Genomic DNA, 25,155 nt, shown 5'->3' on the forward strand with positions numbered 1-25,155 from the left:
GTCCTAAGTCTGCTAACGATATATGTTCTTGTCACCCGACATTTTTATTTTCTAGACAAAAAAAAGCCTCCTTTCCTTTGTAGGAGAGGTGACTTTGTTAATTGTTAAATATTATTCAGGATAAATATCATGTCCTCGATCAAGCCACATTAAGAAAAAGGTATTCTTAGACCTAAATCCGTGAACTCTTGCTTCTCCTGTAACCCTAAGCTCGAAGAAAGTTAATTCTTCGCTAATTTTTTCCCTCAGGGCTTTATTGGGCAGTTTATTAGCATTCTTATGCTTAGTGTAACCTAATCCGGTTTTTGCTCCCCGACTACCACCTGTTTTATAAATCTGATTCCAAGTCATACTGCTTACTTTCTTTACGAAAGAACTAAACTCTTTTAACTCACTTTTATCCCAATCTGAAAAACATTGGTAACTATCATCAAAGTATTTAAGTGCAACGTAAGCTTCCTGATCGTCATTATCGCTGCCATTCTTAGTTGTTAAGCCTAAAATTTTCACTTCAACATTCGTAAGAGTTACTGCTTGATGAGTTTTTAAATCCGTTTTTGCATTTACTTTCAATGACGATCACCTACACACTATGAATTTTGCATCTGCGTATAGAATTCCTTCATTGCTTCCCAAGTGATCTCCTCATTACATCTTGCTTCTGGAGGAAGATCACCTCTAGCATGAATCCAAGGATCTTCTTGGTGAGTTAATTTCTCTAAGTACTTGGCATCAAATTTACCATAAATCTTGTGTATCTCGCTCAGCACATGCTCGGTGTTATCGTCAAACTCTGGGTAATCATCAGGCTCTCCGATGGCATCATATTTATATTCTGAGTAAATTTGATAAACATCTGGAACAACAGGCCCGTGTGCCCAAGCTTCAATTCGGTTACCAAACATCGGACTTCCTTGTAGTACTAAGTTCCAGGATTGGGCATAATAAAGAAGCTTTTGCAACTTCAGATGCGTAATGGATTCACCAGCTTCACGATCAACATTGAACAAGAACCACTTCGCAACATCTTGTGCTGTGTACATCTTTTCACCTCCTGATAACTTTTCCATACAAATCAAAAAAAACGAACAAACGATCTCTTTAATTCTATATATTATGCCACATTTAATGATAAATGTATACGTTTAGTACATAAATTTAAAGCAAGTTGATTGAGGAATTCCCCACCTTTTGTCCTACACATTTCGACATAAAGGAAAGAATTAACTGTTATTATCAAATATTGATATTGATAGTTAACTAAAAAGACTCCACTAAAAGCGGAGTCTGTTACATTCTAATTAATCTTCATCTTCATCATCTTCAGGCCCCAACAGGACTTTTACTTCATCTTCATACTCAGCAAATTTACGTGCATCAGCAATATCTTTTGGATCAACATCAATGTAATGATGAATCCTCAGATAATCTAAAAGCTCATCGATATTGTAATGCATATTCTGTGCAATCTCAACAAGTGTATAGCCCTTCTTATACATTCGTACAGCATCTTCAATTTCATTATCTAAATCTGCTTCCATTTTTCTAACCGTCTTTTGTCTAAGCTGCTCAGCATCAAGGATATAAATAATTTATCACTCCTCAATCAAGAACATACGTTCGCGCGTTTGCAATTCTTATTATAGCACTTTTTCATACAATATTAAAGTCTTAGACTGCAACAATTTATACGAGCCATTGCCAACTATTACCCTAGTTAATTTTCTCGTATTAAGAGAATTAAAAGCCCTCTTCTCACTCCATAGTCTACTAATTTCTAAAGAAGCATCCGTTAACTTCTGGAGTGCGCCGGCGTGTTCTTCTACCACACCATCTTTGCAAAAACGGATAAGCCCTCTGTTAAGGCTTGGCTTCTCCTTTGCCCATCACTGTAGTGGAGGATTAATGTTAGATTGTAATCGTGCTTATTCGACAAAAAAAATGGTAAAACCTTCTTGTTATTTTGAAATTAATCGACTCTCCGGAGGGATATTACAACCCGCTAAAAACTGTGAGCCATGGGGATTTCCTGGCCACTCTTACTAGAGTAAGAACATTTACGGATCACAGCTATACGATACCGTCCATGGCCGGCAAACTTGACAGCGAATAGATGACTCCAGGAATGTTTACCTTCAAATAAATACTTCATCTTCTTATATGTTGATACTTCAGCAAAATCAAACATAAATGGTATACATTGAATCAAATATGAATTTAGAATACGCCTCCACCACGAACAATCTGCAGCATCAATGACTAACACACCGCCATCGATTAATAGATCGTAGTAGCGGGTCAGTAAAACTTTCGAGCGTTTCCATGAGTACCATAAACACCCCTTCATATCCCAAATAACATGAACCGGTGTATTCACATACTGTCGTATCTTAAAACCATCTACACGCTGTATATAGCGAAAACTAACAAACTCATCTGTATATGATGGCTCATGATCCATGACGGCTATATCACTGGCCAGGATATTCACTCTTATACCAAGTCGCTTTGAAATTTCATGTGCAAAGTATAGCTCGTCAGCCCCTGAATTAGCTGAAGGACTGATTATTTTGATTTCCTGACCGATTGTAACCGGACGGAGAACTGAAATAAGTTCGCATGATACATGCTCACGCCAATCCCAGCGACCTTTCATTTTACGAGTAGCCTTTCCCCAAAATGAAAGTATGCCAAAGCGCTCATAGGATAACTCGACATTGATCCGCAGCCTAGTAGCAGTCCCTCCCATAACGGCAAGTAGAGGAGATGCAGGTAAAAGGAAATATAAAAAATAGGTACCAATCCGAAAGCTTTCTTCAATAAAACTTTTATCAATGAATCGTAAGACTAGGAAGCTAAGTAACATATATCCGAATATTAAAAATGAGCTGCTAATCCAGGCTATGGTAACTGGTCTATACAACAGATTGTATAGTATGCGAGATCGTATAGAAAATCGTAAGGTGAAGTAAAAGTAAATTCCGAGCCCATTTGAGAATAGAATACTTACTGCGCTGATTTTGATTAAGTCTACTAGCGTTTCTATCATTTCCATCTTCCTCTACACAAAGTGATGTCTACCATGATGTCGACCAGTCCTATGCCCTAGGAGAAACAGAGCGCTCCGAATATTGAAATGAAAAAAACCGGCATGGACAATAGATTCTACGCTTATTCGTTGTCCTGCAGCCTCCTCTTAGCGATTTTGTGTAAGTCACAGCTGGATTGGCCAGGAATATAAAAAAGCACCTGGACATGGGTCTTCCCAAATCGCAGGTGCTTCCTGAGATGAATTCTTAATTGGATTTGTTTCATTGTAGTATTGCCTTGCATGCCATGATCTTCGGCCTTAATAATAATTTACGACAAATTGAACTAACTTGTCCATATGAGTAAACATAGTATACGGTTTTTATTCCGCCTCCTGCGGCTGATTTGTGGCAAGCCCCCTTCCATTCTAGACATGAATATAGTCTTAATTTGCATAAATATAATAGAACAGGTAACAATGGCTACTAATTCGTGTTTAAGGCGGTGAAATACTATGCAAGAGGTAAGAAAAGATGGTTGGAGATCAGATGAAGATTTACTTCTAGCTAATATTGTAATAAAACACATACTAAACAAGAGTACGCAATTGGCAGGGTTTGCTGAAGCAGCCAGCCAATTAGGAAGAACAGAGAGTGCTTGTGGATTCAGGTGGAACTCCGAAGTTAGAAAAAACTTCCAGAACGAAATTACTCAAGCCAAACGGGAGCGTCATCAACTCCAAAGAGAAAAGGATAATAAGCAAGTTACTGTTGCCACTGTGAAGGAGCAAGTGGGTTCTATTGATCATGAATTTGAGTATAGTCTCACGGATCAAATCGTTGAATTGGCTAATAAACAGCAAATGCTTATTGAAAACATGGCCAAACAGATTAGGGAACTAAAAGAGGAACTGAAAGTAAAGAATCATGAGTTACAGCAACTTAGCTTCGTTCCAAAGCAGATAAATGAAGAAACGTTAAAAGAAGACTTCGAGACGATGCTTCAGATATTCCAACGTGCACAGAATTTTGTTTGATTCAAAATTGGTTATTGTTCAGGGCTCATTCGTACTCAAAAGAAAAAGACCGGCTCCGGTATTGGAGCTGGTCTTGCAGCGGCAAAACACATCCGTTCTACTATTCAACCCATTGGAGCAGCAAGTAATAGTCACCCGCTTCAGTCCACTGAAAGTGATAATTCCGAGTCAGCATAATGGGATCGCCATATGGTGTACTTGTAAGATATGAAAGGATTTCTCCTTTATTATAAATTGCACCTTGGGAGAGATGTAATGATCGTGGTCAGTTAATAGAACAAAACAACCGAAACCGACATGTTGTTCATCTACATATGTTTCGAGGTTTTTGAGGTCTATAAGCATCATAACGATTGTTTGGTTCTCTCTGATTTTTAGCTTGAAAATGTTTTAATTCGATTGCTGCAGATACTGTTTGCTCCGGATGCATTATATCTCTATAAGTGACAACAAGATCAATTAATGCTCTCTTCGTCTTACTTTTCATCAAAGGTGAAGACGATGTAAATGGAACCTCAAGAGCCACATGGAATGATTCACTGTTTGATAAGCAGTACATGTCTCCAAATTGTTGAAGAATAATTCCTAGATGGAGCTGTAGGGAAGCCTCGCTGGTTAGTTCAAGACGGCCGCAGGCTAATTGGGTGACTACTAGATCAACACTCTGATTGATGACATATTTTAATTTCTCAGTTTGTGTCCATGTAAATTCAGGTATCACCGAAATGGTCGTCACGATTTATAGCCTCCAAGTAAAGGTGTGATATCTGTTATTGGTTACTATCAACGTTATAAAAAAGGCCGTACTCACATTGGAGTACGGCTGGAACATGATACCTTGTCCAAGTTATATTAACATGCCATTCTTATACTTGCATAGTCTGCAAAAGGAAGAAATGAGAAGCACCTTTCTAACTCACTAAAAATCGAATTTCATTTGCTGTTCAACAATTTGTTCGGTTTTCTCAAGTATAGCAGATCAAACAATGCCATGTTGTTTCGACAGCAACAGCAGCAATTCATAGTAATTTTTGGGTTGTTAGCGGAACATCAAAAAAGGCGCTCTGTAATGAGAGCGCCTTGCCTATTCCTCTTACCTATTTACCGCCAGCTTTGACACCCAAGCTCTGTTCTGCGATTTGAATCAAACGACGCGTAATTGAGCCACCAATCTTTCCGGCATGGTACGTTGTTAAGTTCCCGTTATACCCATCTGGAGATAGCTGAATTCCAAGTTCCTGTGCAACTTCAAACTTAAGCATGTCGAGCGCTTGAGACGCTTGCGGTACTATCAAGGTGTTTTTTGCCAACTTAAAATCCTCCTTCTATATGGGATAAAATTATGTTGGCCAAAGCAATCCAAAAATATGCAGGAGGATTTTTAGGCCGTTTACTACACTATTTTACGCCTTCGATCCACATGAAAGTTCTCATTTCTAATTGTACCTCGAGTTGCCGGCCGCCTTCTCTTCCCTATTTCATTTCTAAGCATATAGAAAAAGCTAATAAGGAACATCCCACTCCACATTACCCCAAATAGCGCAAGAACTTCTCCTAGTACAAGACCAGCTAGTCTAGAGGCAACAATAGTGAGTGAGCTTGAGATAACGACTGAAATGAAGATAGCATTATTTTTAAGCCGATTAAGCGGAAGAGATATCATTTTCCTACTCACTAAACGCATTCCCTTCTAATAAATATTCGTAAGTTAATTATATTGATTCGACAATTTCCAACATAATCCTTCAGCGACTAAGATTAGAGGCGGCAGAAAGTCGGTTTATCGGGCCGCATACTCGTAATGCACTTCCCTCATGTACTCTATATCCGTACTCAGCAGCTCACGGTTGGAATCCGCTTTGTAAATAATGTTTAGATGTCCATAATCAATCGGCCGATAACCACGAAGGGTATTCCTAATCTCAATCGCCAGCCTTCTTCTGCCGGACACCGAAAGTCCCGTCTTCAGACTTTCACGTACCACGACTGCAATATTCTCCTTAATGATCGCTTTCTGCAGATGACCACCTCGAACAAAAAACATAAGAGCACCAACTGTATGAGCCTCAAGATACTGCCGGTAATCACCGAACGTCATACACTCAACTATCTGACCGATCAACGTATTATTATCCCTTAGGAGACCTTCACTTTTTTTCATCGCATCTAACCTCATTTCGACATTGTTAGTGATCTAATTATATACGAACAAACGTTCTTGTCAAAGAGATAAAAATGACCGGCATCCAGCATAGTTTCTGGAAAGGCCGGTCGCCTATATGAATGAATATCACCTAATTGACATATCCGACTTGGATTTATTCAATACACTCTTTTTTTCGTATTGGAACATCTGGAAAATTGGAACAAGTGTGTCTCTAAAAATGAGGGCCTGTAATTCACGACTAGACCTAACTTGTAATTTACGCTGGATGTTCGCCACATGATTCTTCAAGGTTTTTTCTGATACGTTCAATGTAGTACTCAGTTCCTTGTTACTCGATCCTATAAGAGACAACTGGCGCAGAACCTGACTTTCGCAGGGAGTAAGATGATACCGTTGACTAACTACATCGAAGAAATTATCAATAACAGAAATGTTTTGTATTAATATCGTTTCCATAAACTAACTCCTTCAGGTGGTGATTTTAATTTATTTTGGCTTGAGTGCTTCTGGGAGCGATCATTTTTCCTGGTACAGTTGGTGACTTATATTAATATTGATTCGCCTCAAGAACTACGCCCATATATAGATTCAACAATTCATCGAGCTCCTGGGATTTCATTAATACCAAAGGCGAAGACCCACCATATTTGTTGAAGAAATCATGAAGCTCAGCTCGTAACCTTTCGACTGCTGTGAGAATTTGTTCTGCAGAGCTGCCATCTCTCCCGTCTTGACACCTCATGCTAGTGTCCCCCTACTATTTCTTCGATCCGGATATAGACCCCATACTCTACAACTGTGCTTTGCTTGATAACTCGTAATAAGAACACCAAGTCCCGCTCCAATGATGCGCGAGTATAGCAGTCCCCAGAAAGCTCATAAAGCCTTCTTCGCCCCGGTTTCGCTTCATCCCCATCATCTTCCACTTTCGATCTCTGTGAGTGCATCTTCAACTCTCGATGCAGTAACTGCTTCTCCTCCAAGACCCTGTGCATCGGCACTTTCATTTCACCTAACAATTCGAAAAATCGAACGATATCAATCTGCCAGGATCGTAATAAGGCATCCCTATGATGGCCATGCATTAACCACTTAGCTAAGAGACGAACCTTTTCTTCCAACTCAAGACATCTGAAAATATCTAGAGGCAGCAGCCCTTCATCTTCTGGATCCCTACTTTGTGGTGGTAACAATTCAATGGCAATACTTACACTTATCGGCCCACTTATCGATGCGATGCGTTCACACATAGCCTGCAGGAAATGAAGAAGGGATTCTCCATCCATTTTCTCCTGTAGGAAAATCGACAAACTGGTAAGGGAAATGTCTTTTTGTTCAGAGATGTCACCTGTGCTCTGAACTTCATTTTGAAATTTCCTCTTTCGCCGGCGAACATCATACAAATCGATTTTCCATCGACGCATCAAGTTGTAATATGTTCCTAAACTGACCCCCCAAGCTTCGCAAAGATCGCCAATACTATGTTGAGATCGCATCTTTGATAGAATTTCATGCTTTTCTGTAGTGGACTTCCCTTCAATCTCAGTGATTCCGGGTAACATTTGAAAATCAACTCCTTAAACGCAAAAGAGCACGCAAAGGCGCCAAAGGCCCGTGCGTGCTTCACACTTCCGTAGAAAAATTCTATAATCTGACTATAACATAAAATCCCGCTTCATTGAAGCAAAATGCTTAAACATTACCTTCAATTCTGGTATAATAAATGACAGGAAAAGTATATATTACCCGCCTTAGGCGTCGGAAGCACCGGTCGTTATGACTTGGTGTTTTTATTTTTTTAGAGAGGTGTTTGAAATGACATTGAAAAAAGCCTTAATTATCTTCGTACTGGTTTATGGTTTAATTGGACTGTATTCGTTTAGTTTCAAGGACAAACCCAAAAACGTCCCAACGGTGGATACTGGCAAGATAGAGGTCGAACTGGAGTGGGATGTGACCAACGAGATGAACGGGAACTATCGAACGCCGATATGGTTGAGAAACTCCGAATTTAAAGAATATGTGGAAGAGGCCGAGTACAACACTGACGAAGAATTAGGAGAGCCTGAGTTTACATCCGCCTACCAATTGATGTCCCTATTTGCGCAGCTGCAGCTTGGTGATCCTACAATTGCTTCAAGCTTCGTTAACCCGGATCTGTCATATTCTGACTATGACAGTAAAAAGGTAGCGAACATCATTAAAGAGTCAGAGGCCTTTGCGAGCAGAATTACAAAGAAGAAGTCTCTCAGCAAAGTAATAATCTCCTCACCTAATAATCAAAAAGATAACATGGTTAATCATGATGTGATCTTGAAGTTCAGTAGCGGTGACGAAATAATGATTAAAAGTATCCCAATGATCATGATGCTCGATGATCATGGTGACGGGGACTCCGTTCATTCTAATGAGATGTGGTACATGAATCTTAATTTACTTGAGCTTGCTCAGCGAGTAGAAAAAATGGAATGAAGTTTACCGGATCATCCGCCCCACCAACACACATTTCCATTTTAAATTCCTTTAAGCCCTCCTCATTTACTGTAGGAGGGTTTTCAATTAATAAGCTCACAACAACAAATTCTCTACATCTATCACAAGCTTTATCGATATACATCAATTAATACAACCCTTTCTATGCGAGCTATTAACTCAAATTATAAGGGTATATTCTTGTTTGAACTAAACAATTTTATAAGAGTCCAACTCCTATTAACCCTTATCTCTCAATTACTTATCTTCAAGTTCATCAATAACGAATATAAGATGTTCTGAACGCCCCGCAGGGACCAGCTTTGAAACTTGCAGCGAACACCATAAATAGACACCCATTTGCAAATTGTAATAAATCGTCCAACGAGTAAAGTGTTCTGTTCTTTTGTTCATTTATTTTAGTCTTATTCACCTACCATGCCGTCACCATCACGATCATCCATATATTTGTACAGCCAGTGGTCACTCGTTATTGGCATACTATAACCGGCTGCCTTTGCTTCTTTAATCGTTACCTTTCCGTTTCCGTTTGTATCGACACTAGAAAGATCCTCTGAACTAGTTGAATCAGAAGAATCACTGCCTGTTAATCCGAGTGATGCGTTTACTTCATCCGGGTTCACATTATCAAATGTATCAACAATTACGTTACCCTTTAACGAATAGGTATACTGATAATTTGAAGGAATCTGAGTTTCTGTATTCGGGTATGTGATAATTGCTTCGAAATCATTAGCTCCGCCTGCTTTGCGTATCGCATCTTCCATATATGCTTGATCACCATGTCGGTTGAGTGTACTATCTTGAGGGGTGATATTATAAGCATTCGATACCCCTCCGAGAGAATCGGCAATGACATGTCCCTCATCTAATACATCGCTTTCGACACCAGGGACTTTCGCCTCATCAAAGCAATATCTACCAGACGATGAGACAGACTCGTTACTGTCATCTTGTAGAATGATTTCGTCAGCAATGACACGCACTAGTTGCCCGTGTTCGTTTGTAAATGCCCAGTATTCACGGTCCCCGTAACCAACATCCACAACGACATTAGGTTCACGATGCCCAGACAAATCACAACCATCCACTTCAATACGTTTGTATCCTGAGAATAGTTCGTTATTTGATTGGGCTGGTGTTTCCTCGGCTACCGTTTCGTCAACAACCGTCTGGGTAGTTTCTTCTCCTTCTGTCTCTTCAATGACCTCGGTAATAGTTTCTTCAGGTTCTTTATCAACTGTGGTTACTTCTTGTTGAGCATCTTCTGTATTTGTAATAGTTAAATTTTCTGCATTGGTACAACCAACCATTAAGATGATCATTAACAGTAAGACTAAATAGTTCATTTTCTTTTTCATTTAGGACTCTCCTATAATAGTTTCATACCTGTTCATTTAAAACTGCACTAACCAGTAGTCTAATTTCTCATTACAGTCCACTCAAGCACACGCCATTAGTTGAATTTATTCAATCCAAGCCTAACTAACAACTCTCTCGGAAAATGGGAACTTCTCTCAAATCCGCTTCCGAGATCCACAGAATCATAAGCATATCCACGTACACAAATGACATCGATCGCACCAGCTATCTTAAGACCATCGACAAGGTTGTAGGTAAGTTTCAGGTTTTCAAACCATTCTTCCCGCTCAACCGCCGCTTCATGAAGATGTTTATACGCCTCCAGCAAGCCGTTGATCATAGCCGATCGAGCTGCGTTAATCGCAAACTCTCTCTCCATCACCAGTCCCACCTTTCTCTCTCCCTGCCTCGGCTTCTGACCGATTCACGAATCCGCTCTTCCTCCATGAAATCATTAATATACTCAGGATATCCTTCGGCGCCCTCTTCTTCAGGAAGAACCACTAGGCGGACGTCTTCACGATCTGCGACCCGCTTCGCCAAATGGACTCCAAGACGATGAATGAGCTCCCTTTGCCCCTGATAGGTGTATATAGCTGGCACCTCACCAAAAACCGGGTCTACGCGCAGCGAGAGGCCATCGTAGGCGGGTATCGCCCGTTCAAGGCCACGATTCGTTTTGACGACCAATGGAAGCCCCTTCGCATCGTGAGGAATTCGGGAAAGCGACGGTTTGAATACCGCTGGTATCTCCTCATCCAGGCCATAAAAATTGTAACTGCTTGGCAGCGCGTGGATGTAGCGAAGAAATAAACCTTCTATCTGGCACGAAATTGCGCTTTCTGTATCGAAAACCTCTTTATTCTCGCCGGTTATCCCACATTCGCCTCTCAACGAATCGAAGCGGGCACACAATGAGCAAGAGGGTATCAACGGTCGTTTACTAGGATCGCCCATTCGCTTGATCCTCCTTTCGATTTAGATACTTCCGCTTTACGTGACCCGGTATATGGGTCTCACATTGAACGTTATTCCATTGGTACATCTTCAAGAGTTTTTCATCAACGTATTTATCACAACCTGGATACATGCACTTACGCCTCGTATCAATGTCGGCGTTACTCTGGTCAGCTACTGGAGATCCTGAGCGCTCAGGCACCCCAGTCCCGGGGTTGTTGGCCCACTTCCTCCCCAGGTCTATCCAACCCATTTCGAAGCAGTCACAAGCATCAACAAACGCCAAGCTGGCGGCAGCCTTACATCGTTCGTTGAAGTATTTAATGCGCTTTGTCTTTTCATCGCGCTCGAATTCAACAAACCCCTGTCCTTCATAGCTCGCATCGACAATATGCAAAACGCCACGCATCTCAAGCAGCTTTTCATTTTCGTGAATTATTGGGTGTTCCGTTGTTAGTCTCCATGATGCATGATTACCAGCTGCCATATTAACCCGATGCCGATAGGCTTGGACCGGAATGTGAGCACTTGCTTGGCTTTGATTCTTAAACTCCACTGTTCCCGGAGGAAAAGGTAAAATGAGCTTTTCGTATATATCCTGAAATAACTGGCGGCGATCTTCCAGATTACTCATCGTTGATCACGTATCCTTTTCCTCTCATGAAAGAGATCAAATTCTTCATCGGTAAGCAGCCCCAAGGAATGAAATAACAATACCGCTTCTGGATTCATAATCGGAACTTCCTGATCTAAGGAATCCCGCAAATATTGGAGCTGATTCTCACTGATGACCATTGATTTGAAATTTCGTTCTCTCCCCTGCTGCTGCTGATCAAATAACCAATCACGATCAACCTCGCTGCGAGACTTGTCACGGAAAACCTCGAAGTACTGCCCATTAGCCATGGAGTAAAAAACACGCAGCCCCTTTTCCATAAGAGTTGTTACTGCATCTTTCTCTATGATCACTTGGCCACTATCATTGATCAAATATTTAATGATTGATCCTTCTTGAAGACCCAACCGCTTTCGGATCTCCATAGGAACTGTCGTCTGTCCTTTACTCGTTATCTTTGAATAGAACACAAAAACCCTCTCCTTACTTTGCCTTACCTTTCTTCAAAGTGTAAGGCAAAGTAAGGAGAGGTGTCAATAGATTCCATTTCCGTGGCTGATCGAATAGCCATTTTTGAAGCCACTCTTTCTGTTCTCGGGACAAACACTCTAGAGACCAACCTGATAGGTTTGGAATGAGATCCAATGTCCTGCCCTGTTATCGCAATAGGACGGTGTGACTTTACGCCCCATACCATTCCCCCCACATGTATCTCACTTTTTATAAATCAAATGAAACTCATCGATTACAATCAGTTTTTTAGGTCCTCTACCTTGCGCCTTCCGTCTCTTCAAGCGACGAGCCTTTCGATCGCACATCTCGAATTTACTTTTCTTCATAACAACCACTCCCAATGTTCAGTCGTATTCATTTTTTAACTTCCGTTAAATACTTTGTTTAAATCGGTATATCTTTCCATGATTCAATTGTTTCACAATCGAAAATTGTTTCACAATCGAAGACCGGCTTCGCTACGTACACCACCTAATCACTCAGATACTTGACCCCTATACCGTGCTGACCAATTCGAAAAATACGGACCAGCTTCTTGGTTATAGGCAATGGCCGATACACCACTACGTTGTTCGATTTCAGTGATTAGTGAAGCTAATTTCCCGTTATACAACCATGACTTTGGAATCGACACGACCGCCGCTTTACGAGTAAAACTAGCATGCGCGTAATTTAACATCATCGTAAACCGATCTTCATAAACATCGGTAGCAGTTTCATTAAATTCCGGAAGTCTCGATGTGATTTTGTCAAAAATATCTTGTTTATCACTCATCGACCGATGGGATGAATTATACCTAGTAAGATCTTTCGTCAAATCAAAGGACAAACGCGTAATGGATGTCCAGCGGAAGAAAGGTACTGCTTTCTCATCTAAATTATTTAATTGATTAATCGCAATCCCCTGCTCATCTGTCCATATCCAATGGATCTGCTCCCCAGATTTCGCATTCGAAGCAAGCTTCCGATACCGGAGCCAGGTTCGGATAAAGATAATCATACCGCCCGCAAGACCACTAACAATGGCTGTGTCTTTGATCCAGTGAATACCAGCGCCTTTCTCTGCTTGTCCGGATAACAATAAAGCTAGCAGGCCATATACGGCGAACATGAGAATTGGTAATGCAATGACAATGAGACAACCATACAAAGCTTTACTCTGATAGCCGCGGTCCGCACCGCTGATCATGGTATGATAGCGAGTAAATTCCCACTCAGCTGCTGTGCATATAAATACTTTCTTCAAGTGGGTACTCTCCTTCTGCCTTACAATTTATTAAAAAACATCGTCCAATATTAACTGGTTTTACGCAGGATGATTTGAGTCGCTGAACAGCAGCATCAACAACTGTTCTATTATTCAAACTTGGTATTAGTCAATGCTAAAGCTAGAAAAACAATAACTCCCACAAATACAAATAATGCTAATAAAACCATCCAAAACATTATCCTTGAAAGGATTGTTCTACTCTTTACGTAGCCACAAATCGAAGTTATGATGCTCGATACAGACAATAAAAGAATAATATAAGTAAACAGTTCATCGTAATCTGTAACGTCGGCTAAGAATAAATAGATCAAAACGGATATAGCTAGCGCTGCCAAAGAGAACAATGCAATCCAAGAGCAATAATGCGAATTTTTCATGTTCAACCCCTGCCCGACTATCGTACTAATACTCTTTCTTTCAGGCATCCCATGAGATGGCGATTACAGGAATTGGAGGATATTCGGAATGATATACAGCATAAACAGAATCATCGGAGATAAGAGCACCATTCCGACTCCTCTTCTCCTAGACATAGGGTTATTAGCCCCAAGACCACGGACAATAAGGCCAAGTATCATGATTGTTACTGTAATTGGCACGCCGACTATCATTAGCACTTCAAAAAAGCCAGACAACCAAGAATTTGTTTTATCATACACATCATCCAACTGAGTATCCGCAGGAGCGTGCTCTCCCCCCGTATAGAAATAATAGAGTAATGGCATGTATGCAAAAATAAAAATAAAGAGTCCAAAAACAATGCTCATCATAAAGCCAACGCGCTTGATTATTGGATTTTTACCTGCAACAAGAAAGAGCAAGAGACCGATTAACGCCATTAGCGCCATGAGGCTGATCCCGGACTCCTGCATGAAACCTACAATACTTTGTAAGAGGTTATCGACATTTGCGCTAACTTTATCTAATTCCTCCATGATCTACCCACCTCCCGCTTTTATTGCTCCCAAAAATATCATGGGATCAAAGACCTTCACAGCTTTGGTCAAATATGCCATAGGATCCTTTTGATTCGGAATAGTAATCTCAAAGTGGAGATGTGGGCCGGTCACTCGCCCCGTAGTACCTTGTTTGCCAATCTGTTGGCCTGCCTCTACTCGATCACCTGCTTTGACTGTAAAAGCACTTAAGTGAGCATATCGAGTCTGCAAACCATCATCATGAGCAAGAACGACTAGATTTCCATAAGTACCTTTTGAGCTTGCCCAAATCACGAGTCCATCTCGAGCAGCTAGAATCGGTACATTGGGCCATGCACGACCTCCGAGATCTACCCCGTAATGCATCCTACCCCAACGTGGACCAAATGTGCTGTTGATCCCACGGTATTCAATGGCTATTGGCCATACCCAACCGTCTACATCCACTCCATCAAACGTATAATCCGCGTTTGTGTATGCATCTGTCCCTGAACCATCATCGAACTCACCAGAATATAACTCGATAGGGAAGTCCGGATCCGCTGCTTTTAAATATTCAAAGAACTCATCAAAATCTCCATCCTTAACTCCATTTAACAGAAGGAACTCCTTGAACTTGCTAGCATCGAATCCAGTCTCCGGTATACCACGGTCGTCAACCATCGTTTTCTCCCAGCGATGATAGGTCGTTGTAGTGCACTTTCCACTCGTTGAGCTACCAGAGCGCTCCCATTTATCATTGGGTTCAAATGTTCCGTCAGGATAGTACCTCTTTGCGGACGGTATCTCGGTAGTTCCAAATTGTAGATCCACTCGTGATATTATTTGCTTTGCTGGCATTTTACTAGATGATGTGGACTCCGTGGTAGGATCGTATACTTTATTTGTGATGGGATTCCCGTTTGCATCCTTTAATTCTTTTCCATTCTGATCCTTCACCGGGACATCTCGGTAACAACTAGTCACACGCTTCGTATACTGCATGTCATCGGTTATTGTCTGATAGGTGAAAGTAGGATTAAGACTTTCAAAAATGACATCCTGATCTGGAAGTTCAACCCGAGAATCAGAGTGAGAAATCTGGTATCGCACTAACGAGGCTGGAATTGCCCAACTTGGCATAACGATGTTCTTGAGCGTGCTTTTCCATGTATCGCTAGCCTCTTCTAAATCAATGGGTTCTACACTTTTTTCTGCTAGATCTCTAAATCGCTGTTCATACTGTAGATCGGCTGCTGCCTCTTCAGAGGTTCTTTCTCCTCCCTTTAGAGCCCAATCCGAAAATGGAATAGACATTATAATTGCTGAAAAGATCAGAAGAGCCAGGAGGATGACTATGCCTTGGATTCCTACCGTACCCAAAACAGCTTTAACAGCAGCTGCGATAAACTTCTTCACTAGATTAACAACTAACTTCTTAATGGCTTTAGCTACTTTTCCAGAGGCTTTTCGGGCAAGTTTCCCACCTGCTTTTTTCCCAAAGTGACCCGCTTGCCCGGCCGCCTCCTGCCCTAATTCATGAGCAGAAATTGTTTTCGCCTCCTCGGCGTTATGATAAGGATTAAATTGGTACTTTAACGCGGGAGTTTTCTGCTGGCTTCATGCGATGATCCTTTGCGATTTGCCCCAATTTGGCAGTGTATGCTTCCCTCTTGCGGAATTCCTCAACCGACGGAGTACCAATAGCCTTGTCCAATACCCTGCCGGCTGCGCTGCCGGTTGTTAATCCAGGCGCACTGTGCTTGAAATACGAATCAACATTAACCGAAGAAGCATCTAACCCACCAAAGCTATACCGCTGTCCCTTGCTATCAATCGAATATGCATCACCAATACGAATAAACGATTCCGTCGAACCCTTGAACCCAGCCGTCATAGTGGTCATCCCTTGGCCAGCTTCGCTTGCATATGGATTAGGCGTTGACATCGAGTAAGAGCCATTAGCCATCCGTGTAACAGTCGCACCTCTCGATGGGGTCTTGAATGGAACGTAAACTGGATCGTTTAATCCGGTGACACCTCCACCAAGCGTAGATATGAGCGATTCTTTTCCGCCACGATTCATGTAGAAACCAGAGTTCTTCGAATCAGCCTTCCAGAAGATATCCGCATCGGGAAACTTCTCGGCATAATCTTGAGCAGTCATACCACCAAATTGCTCTGTCTGAATTCTACGACGTGTGGCCATAGATAGTGCATTCCCTGCTGCGCGACCGACAGATCCGCCTCTTTGCCCACCAACCATTGAACCAAGTGACTGACCAAGATTGCCAAATGCATGACGACGTTGTGCAAGGTTGGTGGACCAATCACCGCTTTTAGCCAAACTAATCACACCATCACTGCCAAAAACCGCTTTTCCTGCGTCTAAACCACCTGATACGAAGTTGTTACCTGCAGTAACCAATCCACCGCCGACCTTCGAACCAACCATACCACCGACTACAGCACCGCCCGGGCCGGCCACCATGCCGGCAAGCGCACCGACAGTACCTCCAACGACAGCCGCGGTATTTTTAGAGAAATTCATCGCTTTGGCTGCAATTGTAGATCTTCTTCCGGCGGACTCCATAACGGTTCCTGTGGTCCCCGTGATTTTATTGTCATCTCCGGACCCTGCGAAACTCTCTGCACTACCAGCAGTTGCTCCTGCTCCGCTGCCGCGACGTAAACCGCCCGCCATTTGCATAGCCCCTCGGCCGAGTACCATCGCCCCTCCGATTCCGGACATACCGGCCATAGTGAGGGCACCACCAAGTTTTGAAGTACTATCCCCTAGCTGCAGCCAGCGGCTAACAATGCCAGAAGCAGGAATAAACATAATCAACATACCGAGCTTGAAAAACGTTCCCGCTCCCAGTGCCGACAACGATGCAAACGTATAAATGATCATGCCATGAATACATGGAAGGAAGACATTACCCAGCAATTCTTTTATCCACGTACCGAAGAAGTGCCGAGTGCGTGCAAACATGAGCGAGTAAGCTGCAAATGGTGCCAACAGCACTAAGAAGATGATGATGATCTTTCGTGAGATATAGATGAAATTGAGCATTACCGTCAATACCCATTCACCCAAGAAAATAATGATATCTCCAAGTCCGAAAAAACCACTATTTGTACTGGCTGCCGCGATTACGGAAACACTATTGCTCTTTAACCCATTTAATACCATCGTGTCTGCAATCGTGCCCGTTATCGCATCACTCATAGCAATCACTGATTTGAATAGAAACCAAAACGAAGCCATGAATAGTGCGGAAAAAATCCACATCTGGAGGTCTTGCCAAAAATCCGCCCTTGCCTGAGGGCTGTGGGCTTTTACCCCAAGTTTAAGGCTGGAGAGCATCATTGAAAGAGCCACAAAAGTTACGTATGCGGAGGCAAATGCACCTATCAGCGGATATATAATCTGGTCCAATTCCTTTTGATAGAAGAGCCCATACTGCAACTCCCCGCCATCGGTAACACCCCAATACTTGTACGGGTTCCCGAATATGAGATCAGGAATCGGGGATATTCCCGAAAGTTTGAATAATCCGTTGATGATCTTCATTACTGCTCGTTCGAAAAAGTTCGCCTCATCCATGGATTTCTCCATCTGAGCCTGAAAAGAAGAATCCTGAAACGTTGTTGTAGTTGCACCGCTACCAATCGTATCTGCGGCGAACGCCACTGCGCTAAATATGAACATCATCAAGAGACATAATAGGAAGGAGAGCGCGAAGCGTCTTCTCCACTTCGAACCGATTTGTTTCGTGGTCATGCTCAAGACGCAACACCATCTTTACGCTCGGCTCGAACACGTCCAACTTGAATATTCTGGTTGGTATTGAGATAAACCCATTCTTCCGGTGTCGGTTCACTTTGGAAGTGAACGATCTGCTTATTGGCTTTCATCAACACCTCACCGGTTGAGAAAGTCCGAATCATTTCACCTACGCCCCCTGAAAGACGGAAAGTACGAAGGATCGGATCAATGTCTTGGTCCGCCTGACGAAGGAAACAAATCGTGTCGAATTGAGAAACGACATCTCGTGCGGTTTCGTCCCGGTCGAACATCTCATAACGCTGTGAAACAAGGGTGAGAGATGTATTCCACTTCCGGCCGCGTAACGAAAGCACTTTGAGCCATTCCATCATTGCCTTATATGGGATCTGCTGCCATGCCTCGTCGATGAGTACCCGCTTCTTCGCTTTCGGATTTGACGTGATAAAGCGTCCCCAAACCCAAGTTGTTATCACGTGCATAGCAAGTGGACGCTCAATACCGTTTTGAGATAGACGGCTTATATCGAAAGTGATGACAGGAGCCTCGTCCAAAGATACATTATTTCCTTCAGAGACAATATGGGTCAGTCCATCAAACATCCCGAAAGCCCGGCCGGCAGTAAAGAGCTCAACAATCATCGTGAGTTCTTTCAGCTCTGCGTATCCTTTGTCCAAATACCCCTTGAGTGCATGATGGATTTCAGTAATCGTTGGCATTTCAAGGTACTTCTTCTCGTATGTAATCCTTCCAAAATCATCAATCGACTGAACCTGCTGGTAGATCGAATCCGGATCCTCGGTTATTCCGCGGCTTTTATAAGCATCTAAGAGGATATCGTTGAGGACACCCAACTCCACAGCACCTAGCATCGCTCCAGGGCCGTTGACCGATTGCTTCATGATTTTAAAGAACTCAATGGCTTCCTTGACCTTCTCGTTGATATTCACCTTATCGACAACGTACTCTTCAGGAGTGCCTTTATTAAAGACTTCTTTCTCAGAATAAATATCTAGCGGGTTAATCCGGCTTGCAAACTCCGCATTCGAAGGATAAATTGGGACGACAACTCCGCCGAGAGCTTTAGTTAATTCTACATACTCCGGCTCAACATCGATAATTACGTTTTTAGAAATACCGTCGGCAAATCCGCGAGCAATAAACTGCTTAACAAGCACCGACTTACCTGAACCGGATGCGCCGAAAATGCCCACAGAATAATTGTTCAAGCTCGGGTCAAAGTTGTTATAGTAGACGAAATCTCTGCCCGAACGCCCTATCGGGAACCCCCCTTGATGGTTCAGTTTGGACGAAGAGTGTGGGAATATTGCCGTCAAGCTGCGTTGGTCCAGATTGCGGTCGGACTTCGCTAAATAGTTTTTACCGAGAGGTAAACATGACATAAAACCATCTCTTTGCCGACCAAAGGCGTTAAGAATCTCGATGGATTCGCCGCCCACGATATTCTCAATCTCAACGCATTTCGCATTCAACTCATCCAAGCCGTCGGCATATACCGTCGCCTGAATCGAAACGTAAAACAATCCATTCATGTTATTTTTGATTTCGCGCTGAATGATCTTGGTATCTTCAGACTTTTGGAAGGCATCATCGTATTTAGCTTGATCGAGTCGTTTTTGAGAAGAGTACATGACTACCGCAAATTCATCGATTTTATCCTGCAACTTCTTGATCGCCGCGTTTCGATCGAGCGGGTCAATATGAACTGAAACGTCAACATCATCCCCTGAGAATAGATTCTCCAGCCATCCAATACGCACGGTCCGCGGATACCCGGATGGTTTTACAAAAAAGGATCGGGCGTACTTGAGATTGCCAAGTCCGGTCTGTATAACGAAATGATCCCTGTGAAATGTCAGGCCATCGTTCAGCATGTTATCGACAAGGGTTGGATACTCGAACTCTCGTTCCTCTTTATTTCCCTGCTGCAACAGATCGGTCTTCTCGTTCTCTTTCTTCCTCTTTTTCAAGAATGTCTTCAACAACCGAACGCACCTCCTCAACATCATTCACCAGATCTTCATAGCCCGGTACTGTAGTGAAGTCCCATGTGACGTAGGAAGATAATTTTTCATCCTCGACAACACGATCAATTGGATGTGCCAACATACGATCACGGTTCAGAGCACGCTTCACGACTTCCATTGCTTTCAAACTATCCAGTAGTCTTGCTTCGATTTCACACTGACGCAGCATGCTAATAATCGTCCAAGCACGCTGCTGCAAGTTTGATCGGATCATCTCGTCACGTTTTTCTGGTGATAAGGCTCCCATCTTACTCGGTTGAGGGATAAAAGGAATAACGTAGTACACTTTGCGTGTAACCCGGAACTCCACTTCGGACCTATTCTTAATGTGCTTGATTACACGTTGGTTATAGTCTCGTACATGTTCATTGGTTTTCGCTAAATTCGCCTTAAAACGTAACTCCTCTTTTCGCAAATCCTGGGTAACTGCCTGACCTAGGATTTGTATTGGGAACTTAATCACCTTAAACAACGAATTATATCCCATGATAATACCTTGTCGAGCGCCATCACTTAACAGGTCATAATTGACGGAATCCGCTTCTACAACCACGCAGAATTCGTTGTGTTTCTTTCGGAAGATTCCATACTCAATTTTTTCAATTCCAACGAGATCCTTGAGGGACTCCATTCCCTTCTCCTTGGAATTCTTATTTGTCTGTTTCCCGTCGCTATTGAGTTGCCCGGTTTCCTGAAGATGTTGCTTCCGTTGCCACCCAAAAATCGGCTCATTCCGATCCCGTCGTTGCTTTGCAAAAAAGATAAATATACTGAATAGCACCATGAAGCCAAACAAAACGAACATAAATATGTCCAATGTTTATACGCCGCCTTTCTTAAAAGTACAACTTTTGGGACTTTTTAAACCGGATCTGCGTAAGCAGGAACTCATTAAAGTACTGTTCATACTTCTCGATCTTAAGGAAGGCACAAGCTACTGCAAATAAGTCCAGTAACAGGCAAATCACCGCGCGAAAAATAAACCCGGAGAAGCCATTAACAAAAGGAATAAATCCCCACATCAAATAAACGAACGTAAACACCGCAGCCGGCGCAACAAAGAAGAACTGTCGCATCGAGAAGATCGCAAGAATCGACTTTTCCTCTTGTGTAATATCAATCGGAACAAGAATTTCGTTCATCGCTGTATATAACCTCCCTTACTAAAAAGAAGGGTGGCAGCCCACCCTTCTCATTGGTAATTACCTTACTTGCAATTAGGCCGCTCCCGCCAAGCTCTTGAAGATACCAGGGAAAGCATATGCCATGAAAAAGATGAAAGCCGCACCTCCGCAAACGAAGAAAGCCTTCCAAAGTACAGCGGACTTTTGGGGGTTCAAAGAGCCAAAAGCAAGAAAGAGACCGATAGACATGAAAGCCAATGCGAAAACCGTAGCCCCTCCACCACCAACTATCTTCAAAATGGTGTTCCCAGCGTTATCAAGTTGCGTGTTTCCTGTAGAGCCCCCATACATCGATTTGTCTGGTGCAGCAAATGCAGATTGAGCGCTAAGCACCATGAGAGGCATGGCGGCCCCTAACGATGCGAATAGTTTCTTTTTACTTTGTTTCATTTTTTCGACATCCTCCTAGAAATGTATGTAGTTCGATCGATCTCTTACTGAACGAAAAAAAAGCACCGCTGGTATTAGGCCAAAAGAGGGCCTAATCCAACGGTGCTTCCGTGGACCTCGTTCAATATAGATGATAGCTTTATTATCAGAAATAACTCCGATAATGTCAAGAATTATCAATTCTTGCCGCTGAATTTCTATTAATTTAATGAGATTAAAAGCCCATTTTTACATGCTCTTTCACGCTGAGCGTGAAATATATAATTTTACCTTTTTTCGTTATTGAATGGATGGCAACATCACTAATATTAATTGCAGGATGACGAGATAACCCGGTATGGAGCAGGTCTAAGAAATAATCTAGCTGCGAGGGATCCATTCCTTCAACAAGCTTCTTTTCCATTCCGCCAACAAGGACTTCAACATCATCGTTATATCTCATGGAGAGATGGCCATTACGAGTTTTGAACTCCAGAACGCATTCAGACTGCTTCGACAAGATTTTCTCGAAATATGTACTTCTGACCAACGTTTCTATCTCTTGAAACAATACCTCATTTTGTGACATTCGTGCCACTCTCCTTAGTCGATATTACGTTAACTCCCTTGATGAAGACCGGAAGCAGCGAATTTAATTGTAAGTTTTCGATTACATGGCTAGATTGAACCAAACGATCCCACCATCTCTTCTATTTTTTCTTCATAATTTAAGTAGTCAGTATGTAGATAGCGGAACTCAGCGAAAAGCGAAATGTTCTTGGTTGCGAATATTTAATTTCAAATATGCTAGTGAACCATCATCATCTGCTTCATAATCGACTATGATATCCGCATAGAGAACAGTCGGCCTCTTCTTCAACGCATCTTCGAGGTTTTTCAGCATTTCTACCATTCCGCTGCGTGATAGTCCCCCTGGCAAATCATCATACTCATTTACCAGCTCAACGTATTCAGGTCTGAAGAAAGTCCTAATTGACCCGTCTTTCGCAAAGAAGGTTAATTGGCCTTGCTTGTTTCGTCCTAAGTAATTAGACCCAACTTCAAGTATATTAAGTTTCATTTGAGAGATAAGTTGTGTATTTGAAGCCGGCACAGGTACATTTGGCTTATAACCTTGGTACATATGACACTCCTTCGCTACGTTCATTCAACTTTCGACAAATTGAATTCTACCAAAAATTTCAACTTTATGAAACATGAAATTTTCATATAATAACAATTTCCACCCCCTTATAATGATAATCAGGACTATAATCCCGCACTCCTTACAAGAAACATAGGTTCTAAAGACCTATATTTCTTGTAAGGAAAACGGGGTTCCCCGTAATCCTTATATAACTTGCTGAACTTTTGCAGCCTCTTGAGCTAGTTGAATTCTGGATGTTAAGAAATTTTGTTCCGAGACAAATTGCCCGGACACAAATACCGTCTCCCCTTTAAAAGACCTGGCGTTTTTGGAAACAGGAATTTTACTTCCCCTAAATTCCAGATATACAATGCCACACTCCTCCACTACAGTACCTAGCATCACATCTTCAGCAAATCTTGGTCCTAACGCTGGAGTGGTTGTCACTCTATCTGCTAGATCCCCATACAGCCGGCGGATGTGCCTGTAGTCAGCACTTGGAATATGGTATGGCGCCTGATCCGGAACATTAATGGAATCCATAGCGCCAGGAAATAGTATGACATTCCCTTTGGGTTTATTAATCGTGCTGGATAAAGCATTGGGGAGTCTTATGGCTTCCTCCAGATCCTCCATCATGAGCGCAATCTCATCATACCCATCATGTTCCGCCATTTCGGAAGCGGGAGCTTCAAATCCAGCAAGCTCATAGTCATGCACAGGCATGATATCGCCTGTTGCATAAGTTGTACCGGTCGTATTAATTACTTTGTCCGGATATGTTTCCTCCGAAGCCTCTAATTCTGCGGCTAATACCCAATACGGAATAACCATATCGACATCAAGTGCTTCAGAAGATTCCGCGGGATTATCCGAAGAATCTACTTGTGGTACATCTTCAACTACAGTCGAACCTAAAGCGGCAAATAACTCAGAGATCGAACCTTCCATATCCGAAGGAATATCGGAAACTGAATAGCCGGTCTGCACTTCTACGGCGACAGATTCATATGAATCCAATACTTCCACTTCATCGAATCTATCAGACACTGGAAGAGATACATTGAACTGTGCAGCAGGAACGGTAATGACCATTTCTGCCTCTACCTGTAATAACTCTTGGTAAGTCATGTGCTTCGGAAAACTCGATTCACTCCTTGGAGTGAAAGCATAGTTTACCAGCCCTATAACCATCCCTACGACTAAGACGCCTAAGATCCAATAAGCTATGCTCGCCATACGATTACACCATCAGAATGACGATAATGCCTACCACGCCGAACATGACGGACGCAATACCTGCAGCGAGCATCGTATCCTGCAGCGCCCACTTCACCTTCTGTGTAGAAGCATGACGCTTTGCTGCCATCCTTAATTCGGAGCTCGAACGAAACGGATTTTTATTCAGCTCCATACTCAAAAAGTCGGATTCCAATTCCGACAAGCCATTCCTCAAAGAAACATACTCCCCTAGAAAAAACCGAATTTTGCTCATAATATCCTCTCTCTCCATTCGTGAACGTAATAATCTATATAAAAAACGCCCAGTAGAAAAGAGGATTCTGTCCGAAGACTTACTCTCTTCCCTACTGGGCGTTTTGGAAAAATGGGCATAAAAAAACCACTATTATGCTGAGGATTAATCCTACATGCACCTAATGGCGGTGTTTTACACGAAATGTGCATACTATTCCCGTAAATGCAGATAAACGGATCCTTCAAAACCACATAACTCCATGAGCCGCTTGGCAGGAGCATCAAAAAATGAAATAGTATGGGTATATTTTACCATTCAATGTCGAAAAAGTAAAGAATCCCCCTAGATAATTAGGGGGATTCGACTAATTAAAAGAACGAAAGTTGTCCTGCCACTGCGTAATGTTTTCTATTACTGTGATCAACAATATGCAGCTGCAGAGAATCTTGAGATTCTTCTTGATCAACCGACTCGTCCACTTCGGACTCTGGATTGCAGTCAAGACCTTCAGCGAGTAATTCCGATCCCTCGCTCTCAATCTCGCTTTCTGCTAGAGGATCAGTAGGATTTTCACCGACAATAACAGCTGCCACCTCATAGGGAAGGTTTGGTGGAGCTGGTTGTTCTATTGACCCAGCAGAAACTCCATCTGGTTGAAACTCAGCATTGTTTGCCTCATCATCTGAATCTTCTTCAAAAATCAACGATTGACCATCCAACGAATTGTCATCTTGAGTCAGAACGAATTCGCCTTCTTCATCAAATTCTAGATCGAATTC

General features: G+C 42.4%; 30 protein-coding genes. 2 read left to right on the forward strand and 28 right to left on the reverse strand.

Annotation, left to right across the window (positions count from 1 at the left end):
* Positions 1 to 111: 111 nt before the first annotated feature.
* From AC0YN4_RS27935 to AC0YN4_RS27950, 4 genes are all read right to left on the reverse strand, one after another.
* Entirely contained in the window at positions 112 to 573 is a 462-nt protein-coding gene (locus AC0YN4_RS27935; RefSeq protein WP_475783906.1) for an MAG6450 family protein, read from the reverse strand.
* Positions 574 to 590: 17 nt separating this feature from the next.
* Positions 591 to 1,070 (reverse strand): Panacea domain-containing protein, encoded by a 480-nt coding sequence (locus AC0YN4_RS27940; RefSeq protein ID WP_475837311.1) that lies wholly within the window; start codon positions 1,068 to 1,070, stop codon positions 591 to 593.
* A 231-nt stretch (positions 1,071 to 1,301) separates the two neighbouring features.
* A complete protein-coding gene (locus AC0YN4_RS27945; protein ID WP_475783904.1) occupies positions 1,302 to 1,541 on the reverse strand; it encodes a hypothetical protein in 240 nt (79 codons plus the stop codon).
* Between the two features lie 461 nt (positions 1,542 to 2,002).
* The gene (locus AC0YN4_RS27950) at positions 2,003 to 2,866 is read right to left on the reverse strand and encodes a hypothetical protein (RefSeq protein WP_475837312.1); all 864 of its coding nucleotides are present in this window, start codon (positions 2,864 to 2,866) and stop codon (positions 2,003 to 2,005) included.
* 678 nt (positions 2,867 to 3,544) lie between these two features.
* Between AC0YN4_RS27950 and AC0YN4_RS27955 the strand changes: the two genes are divergently transcribed.
* The gene (locus AC0YN4_RS27955) at positions 3,545 to 4,066 is read left to right on the forward strand and encodes a hypothetical protein (RefSeq protein ID WP_475783902.1); all 522 of its coding nucleotides are present in this window, start codon (positions 3,545 to 3,547) and stop codon (positions 4,064 to 4,066) included.
* A 304-nt stretch (positions 4,067 to 4,370) separates the two neighbouring features.
* Here the strand turns inward: AC0YN4_RS27955 and AC0YN4_RS27960 are convergent, their stop codons facing one another.
* The 6 genes from AC0YN4_RS27960 to AC0YN4_RS27985 form a co-directional block, all read right to left on the reverse strand.
* Entirely contained in the window at positions 4,371 to 4,802 is a 432-nt protein-coding gene (locus tag AC0YN4_RS27960) for a hypothetical protein (RefSeq protein WP_475783901.1), read from the reverse strand.
* A gap of 361 nt (positions 4,803 to 5,163) precedes the next feature.
* Positions 5,164 to 5,376 (reverse strand): small, acid-soluble spore protein, alpha/beta type, encoded by a 213-nt coding sequence (locus tag AC0YN4_RS27965; protein ID WP_475783900.1) that lies wholly within the window; start codon positions 5,374 to 5,376, stop codon positions 5,164 to 5,166.
* Positions 5,377 to 5,846: 470 nt separating this feature from the next.
* Positions 5,847 to 6,227, reverse strand: coding sequence for a hypothetical protein (locus AC0YN4_RS27970; RefSeq protein WP_475783899.1), 381 nt, complete (start codon positions 6,225 to 6,227; stop codon positions 5,847 to 5,849).
* Positions 6,228 to 6,356: 129 nt separating this feature from the next.
* Positions 6,357 to 6,689, reverse strand: coding sequence for a response regulator transcription factor (locus tag AC0YN4_RS27975; RefSeq protein ID WP_475783898.1), 333 nt, complete (start codon positions 6,687 to 6,689; stop codon positions 6,357 to 6,359).
* A gap of 91 nt (positions 6,690 to 6,780) precedes the next feature.
* Positions 6,781 to 6,975 carry a Spo0E family sporulation regulatory protein-aspartic acid phosphatase gene (locus tag AC0YN4_RS27980; protein ID WP_475783897.1) on the reverse strand — a complete coding sequence of 65 codons (195 nt, stop codon included), beginning with the start codon at positions 6,973 to 6,975 and terminating at the stop codon, positions 6,781 to 6,783.
* A 1-nt stretch (position 6,976) separates the two neighbouring features.
* Positions 6,977 to 7,795, reverse strand: coding sequence for a hypothetical protein (locus AC0YN4_RS27985; RefSeq protein ID WP_475783896.1), 819 nt, complete (start codon positions 7,793 to 7,795; stop codon positions 6,977 to 6,979).
* Positions 7,796 to 8,048: 253 nt separating this feature from the next.
* On the opposite strand from AC0YN4_RS27985, the gene AC0YN4_RS27990 reads away from it, so the two are divergent.
* Positions 8,049 to 8,705, forward strand: a complete 657-nt coding sequence (locus AC0YN4_RS27990; protein ID WP_475783895.1) for a hypothetical protein — start codon at positions 8,049 to 8,051, stop codon at positions 8,703 to 8,705.
* A gap of 425 nt (positions 8,706 to 9,130) precedes the next feature.
* On the opposite strand, the gene AC0YN4_RS27995 is transcribed toward AC0YN4_RS27990, so the two are convergent.
* The 18 genes from AC0YN4_RS27995 to AC0YN4_RS28080 form a co-directional block, all read right to left on the reverse strand.
* The gene (locus AC0YN4_RS27995; RefSeq protein WP_475783894.1) at positions 9,131 to 10,087 is read right to left on the reverse strand and encodes a DNA/RNA non-specific endonuclease; all 957 of its coding nucleotides are present in this window, start codon (positions 10,085 to 10,087) and stop codon (positions 9,131 to 9,133) included.
* 95 nt (positions 10,088 to 10,182) lie between these two features.
* Positions 10,183 to 10,479: a hypothetical protein gene (locus AC0YN4_RS28000; RefSeq protein ID WP_475783893.1), complete on the reverse strand. Its 297-nt coding sequence runs from the start codon at positions 10,477 to 10,479 to the stop codon at positions 10,183 to 10,185.
* Positions 10,467 to 11,045 (reverse strand): hypothetical protein, encoded by a 579-nt coding sequence (locus AC0YN4_RS28005; protein ID WP_475783892.1) that lies wholly within the window; start codon positions 11,043 to 11,045, stop codon positions 10,467 to 10,469. The genes AC0YN4_RS28000 and AC0YN4_RS28005 overlap by 13 nt, the downstream gene beginning before the upstream one ends.
* Positions 11,032 to 11,679 carry a hypothetical protein gene (locus AC0YN4_RS28010; protein ID WP_475783891.1) on the reverse strand — a complete coding sequence of 216 codons (648 nt, stop codon included), beginning with the start codon at positions 11,677 to 11,679 and terminating at the stop codon, positions 11,032 to 11,034. The genes AC0YN4_RS28005 and AC0YN4_RS28010 overlap by 14 nt, the downstream gene beginning before the upstream one ends.
* Positions 11,676 to 12,131, reverse strand: coding sequence for an AbrB/MazE/SpoVT family DNA-binding domain-containing protein (locus tag AC0YN4_RS28015; RefSeq protein ID WP_475783890.1), 456 nt, complete (start codon positions 12,129 to 12,131; stop codon positions 11,676 to 11,678). The genes AC0YN4_RS28010 and AC0YN4_RS28015 overlap by 4 nt, the downstream gene beginning before the upstream one ends.
* A gap of 518 nt (positions 12,132 to 12,649) precedes the next feature.
* Positions 12,650 to 13,420, reverse strand: coding sequence for a hypothetical protein (locus tag AC0YN4_RS28020; RefSeq protein WP_475783889.1), 771 nt, complete (start codon positions 13,418 to 13,420; stop codon positions 12,650 to 12,652).
* Positions 13,421 to 13,884: 464 nt separating this feature from the next.
* On the reverse strand, positions 13,885 to 14,379 hold the full coding sequence (locus AC0YN4_RS28025) for a hypothetical protein (protein ID WP_475783888.1): 495 nt from the start codon (positions 14,377 to 14,379) through the stop codon (positions 13,885 to 13,887).
* A 3-nt stretch (positions 14,380 to 14,382) separates the two neighbouring features.
* The gene (locus tag AC0YN4_RS28030; protein WP_475783887.1) at positions 14,383 to 15,780 is read right to left on the reverse strand and encodes a M23 family metallopeptidase; all 1,398 of its coding nucleotides are present in this window, start codon (positions 15,778 to 15,780) and stop codon (positions 14,383 to 14,385) included.
* 163 nt (positions 15,781 to 15,943) lie between these two features.
* Entirely contained in the window at positions 15,944 to 18,079 is a 2,136-nt protein-coding gene (locus tag AC0YN4_RS28035; protein WP_475837313.1) for a hypothetical protein, read from the reverse strand.
* 71 nt (positions 18,080 to 18,150) lie between these two features.
* Complete coding sequence (locus AC0YN4_RS28040; RefSeq protein WP_475783885.1) at positions 18,151 to 20,157, reverse strand: VirB4 family type IV secretion system protein; 2,007 nt, start codon at positions 20,155 to 20,157, stop codon at positions 18,151 to 18,153.
* Positions 20,087 to 21,016 (reverse strand): hypothetical protein, encoded by a 930-nt coding sequence (locus AC0YN4_RS28045; RefSeq protein ID WP_475783884.1) that lies wholly within the window; start codon positions 21,014 to 21,016, stop codon positions 20,087 to 20,089. The genes AC0YN4_RS28040 and AC0YN4_RS28045 overlap by 71 nt, the downstream gene beginning before the upstream one ends.
* A 19-nt stretch (positions 21,017 to 21,035) precedes the next feature.
* Positions 21,036 to 21,341, reverse strand: a complete 306-nt coding sequence (locus tag AC0YN4_RS28050; protein WP_475783883.1) for a PrgI family mobile element protein — start codon at positions 21,339 to 21,341, stop codon at positions 21,036 to 21,038.
* Between the two features lie 75 nt (positions 21,342 to 21,416).
* A complete protein-coding gene (locus AC0YN4_RS28055; RefSeq protein ID WP_475783882.1) occupies positions 21,417 to 21,773 on the reverse strand; it encodes a TrbC/VirB2 family protein in 357 nt (118 codons plus the stop codon).
* 214 nt (positions 21,774 to 21,987) lie between these two features.
* Positions 21,988 to 22,341, reverse strand: coding sequence for a hypothetical protein (locus tag AC0YN4_RS28060; RefSeq protein WP_475783881.1), 354 nt, complete (start codon positions 22,339 to 22,341; stop codon positions 21,988 to 21,990).
* Positions 22,342 to 22,509: 168 nt separating this feature from the next.
* Positions 22,510 to 22,896: a hypothetical protein gene (locus tag AC0YN4_RS28065; protein WP_475783880.1), complete on the reverse strand. Its 387-nt coding sequence runs from the start codon at positions 22,894 to 22,896 to the stop codon at positions 22,510 to 22,512.
* 207 nt (positions 22,897 to 23,103) lie between these two features.
* A complete protein-coding gene (locus AC0YN4_RS28070) occupies positions 23,104 to 24,030 on the reverse strand; it encodes a hypothetical protein (protein ID WP_475783879.1) in 927 nt (308 codons plus the stop codon).
* 112 nt (positions 24,031 to 24,142) lie between these two features.
* Positions 24,143 to 24,313 (reverse strand): hypothetical protein, encoded by a 171-nt coding sequence (locus tag AC0YN4_RS28075; protein WP_475837314.1) that lies wholly within the window; start codon positions 24,311 to 24,313, stop codon positions 24,143 to 24,145.
* Between the two features lie 431 nt (positions 24,314 to 24,744).
* On the reverse strand, positions 24,745 to 25,155 hold a 411-nt coding region (locus tag AC0YN4_RS28080), incomplete at its 5' end, for a hypothetical protein (RefSeq protein WP_475837315.1).

It is taken from the genome of Paenibacillus sp. J22R3, assembly GCF_056269305.1.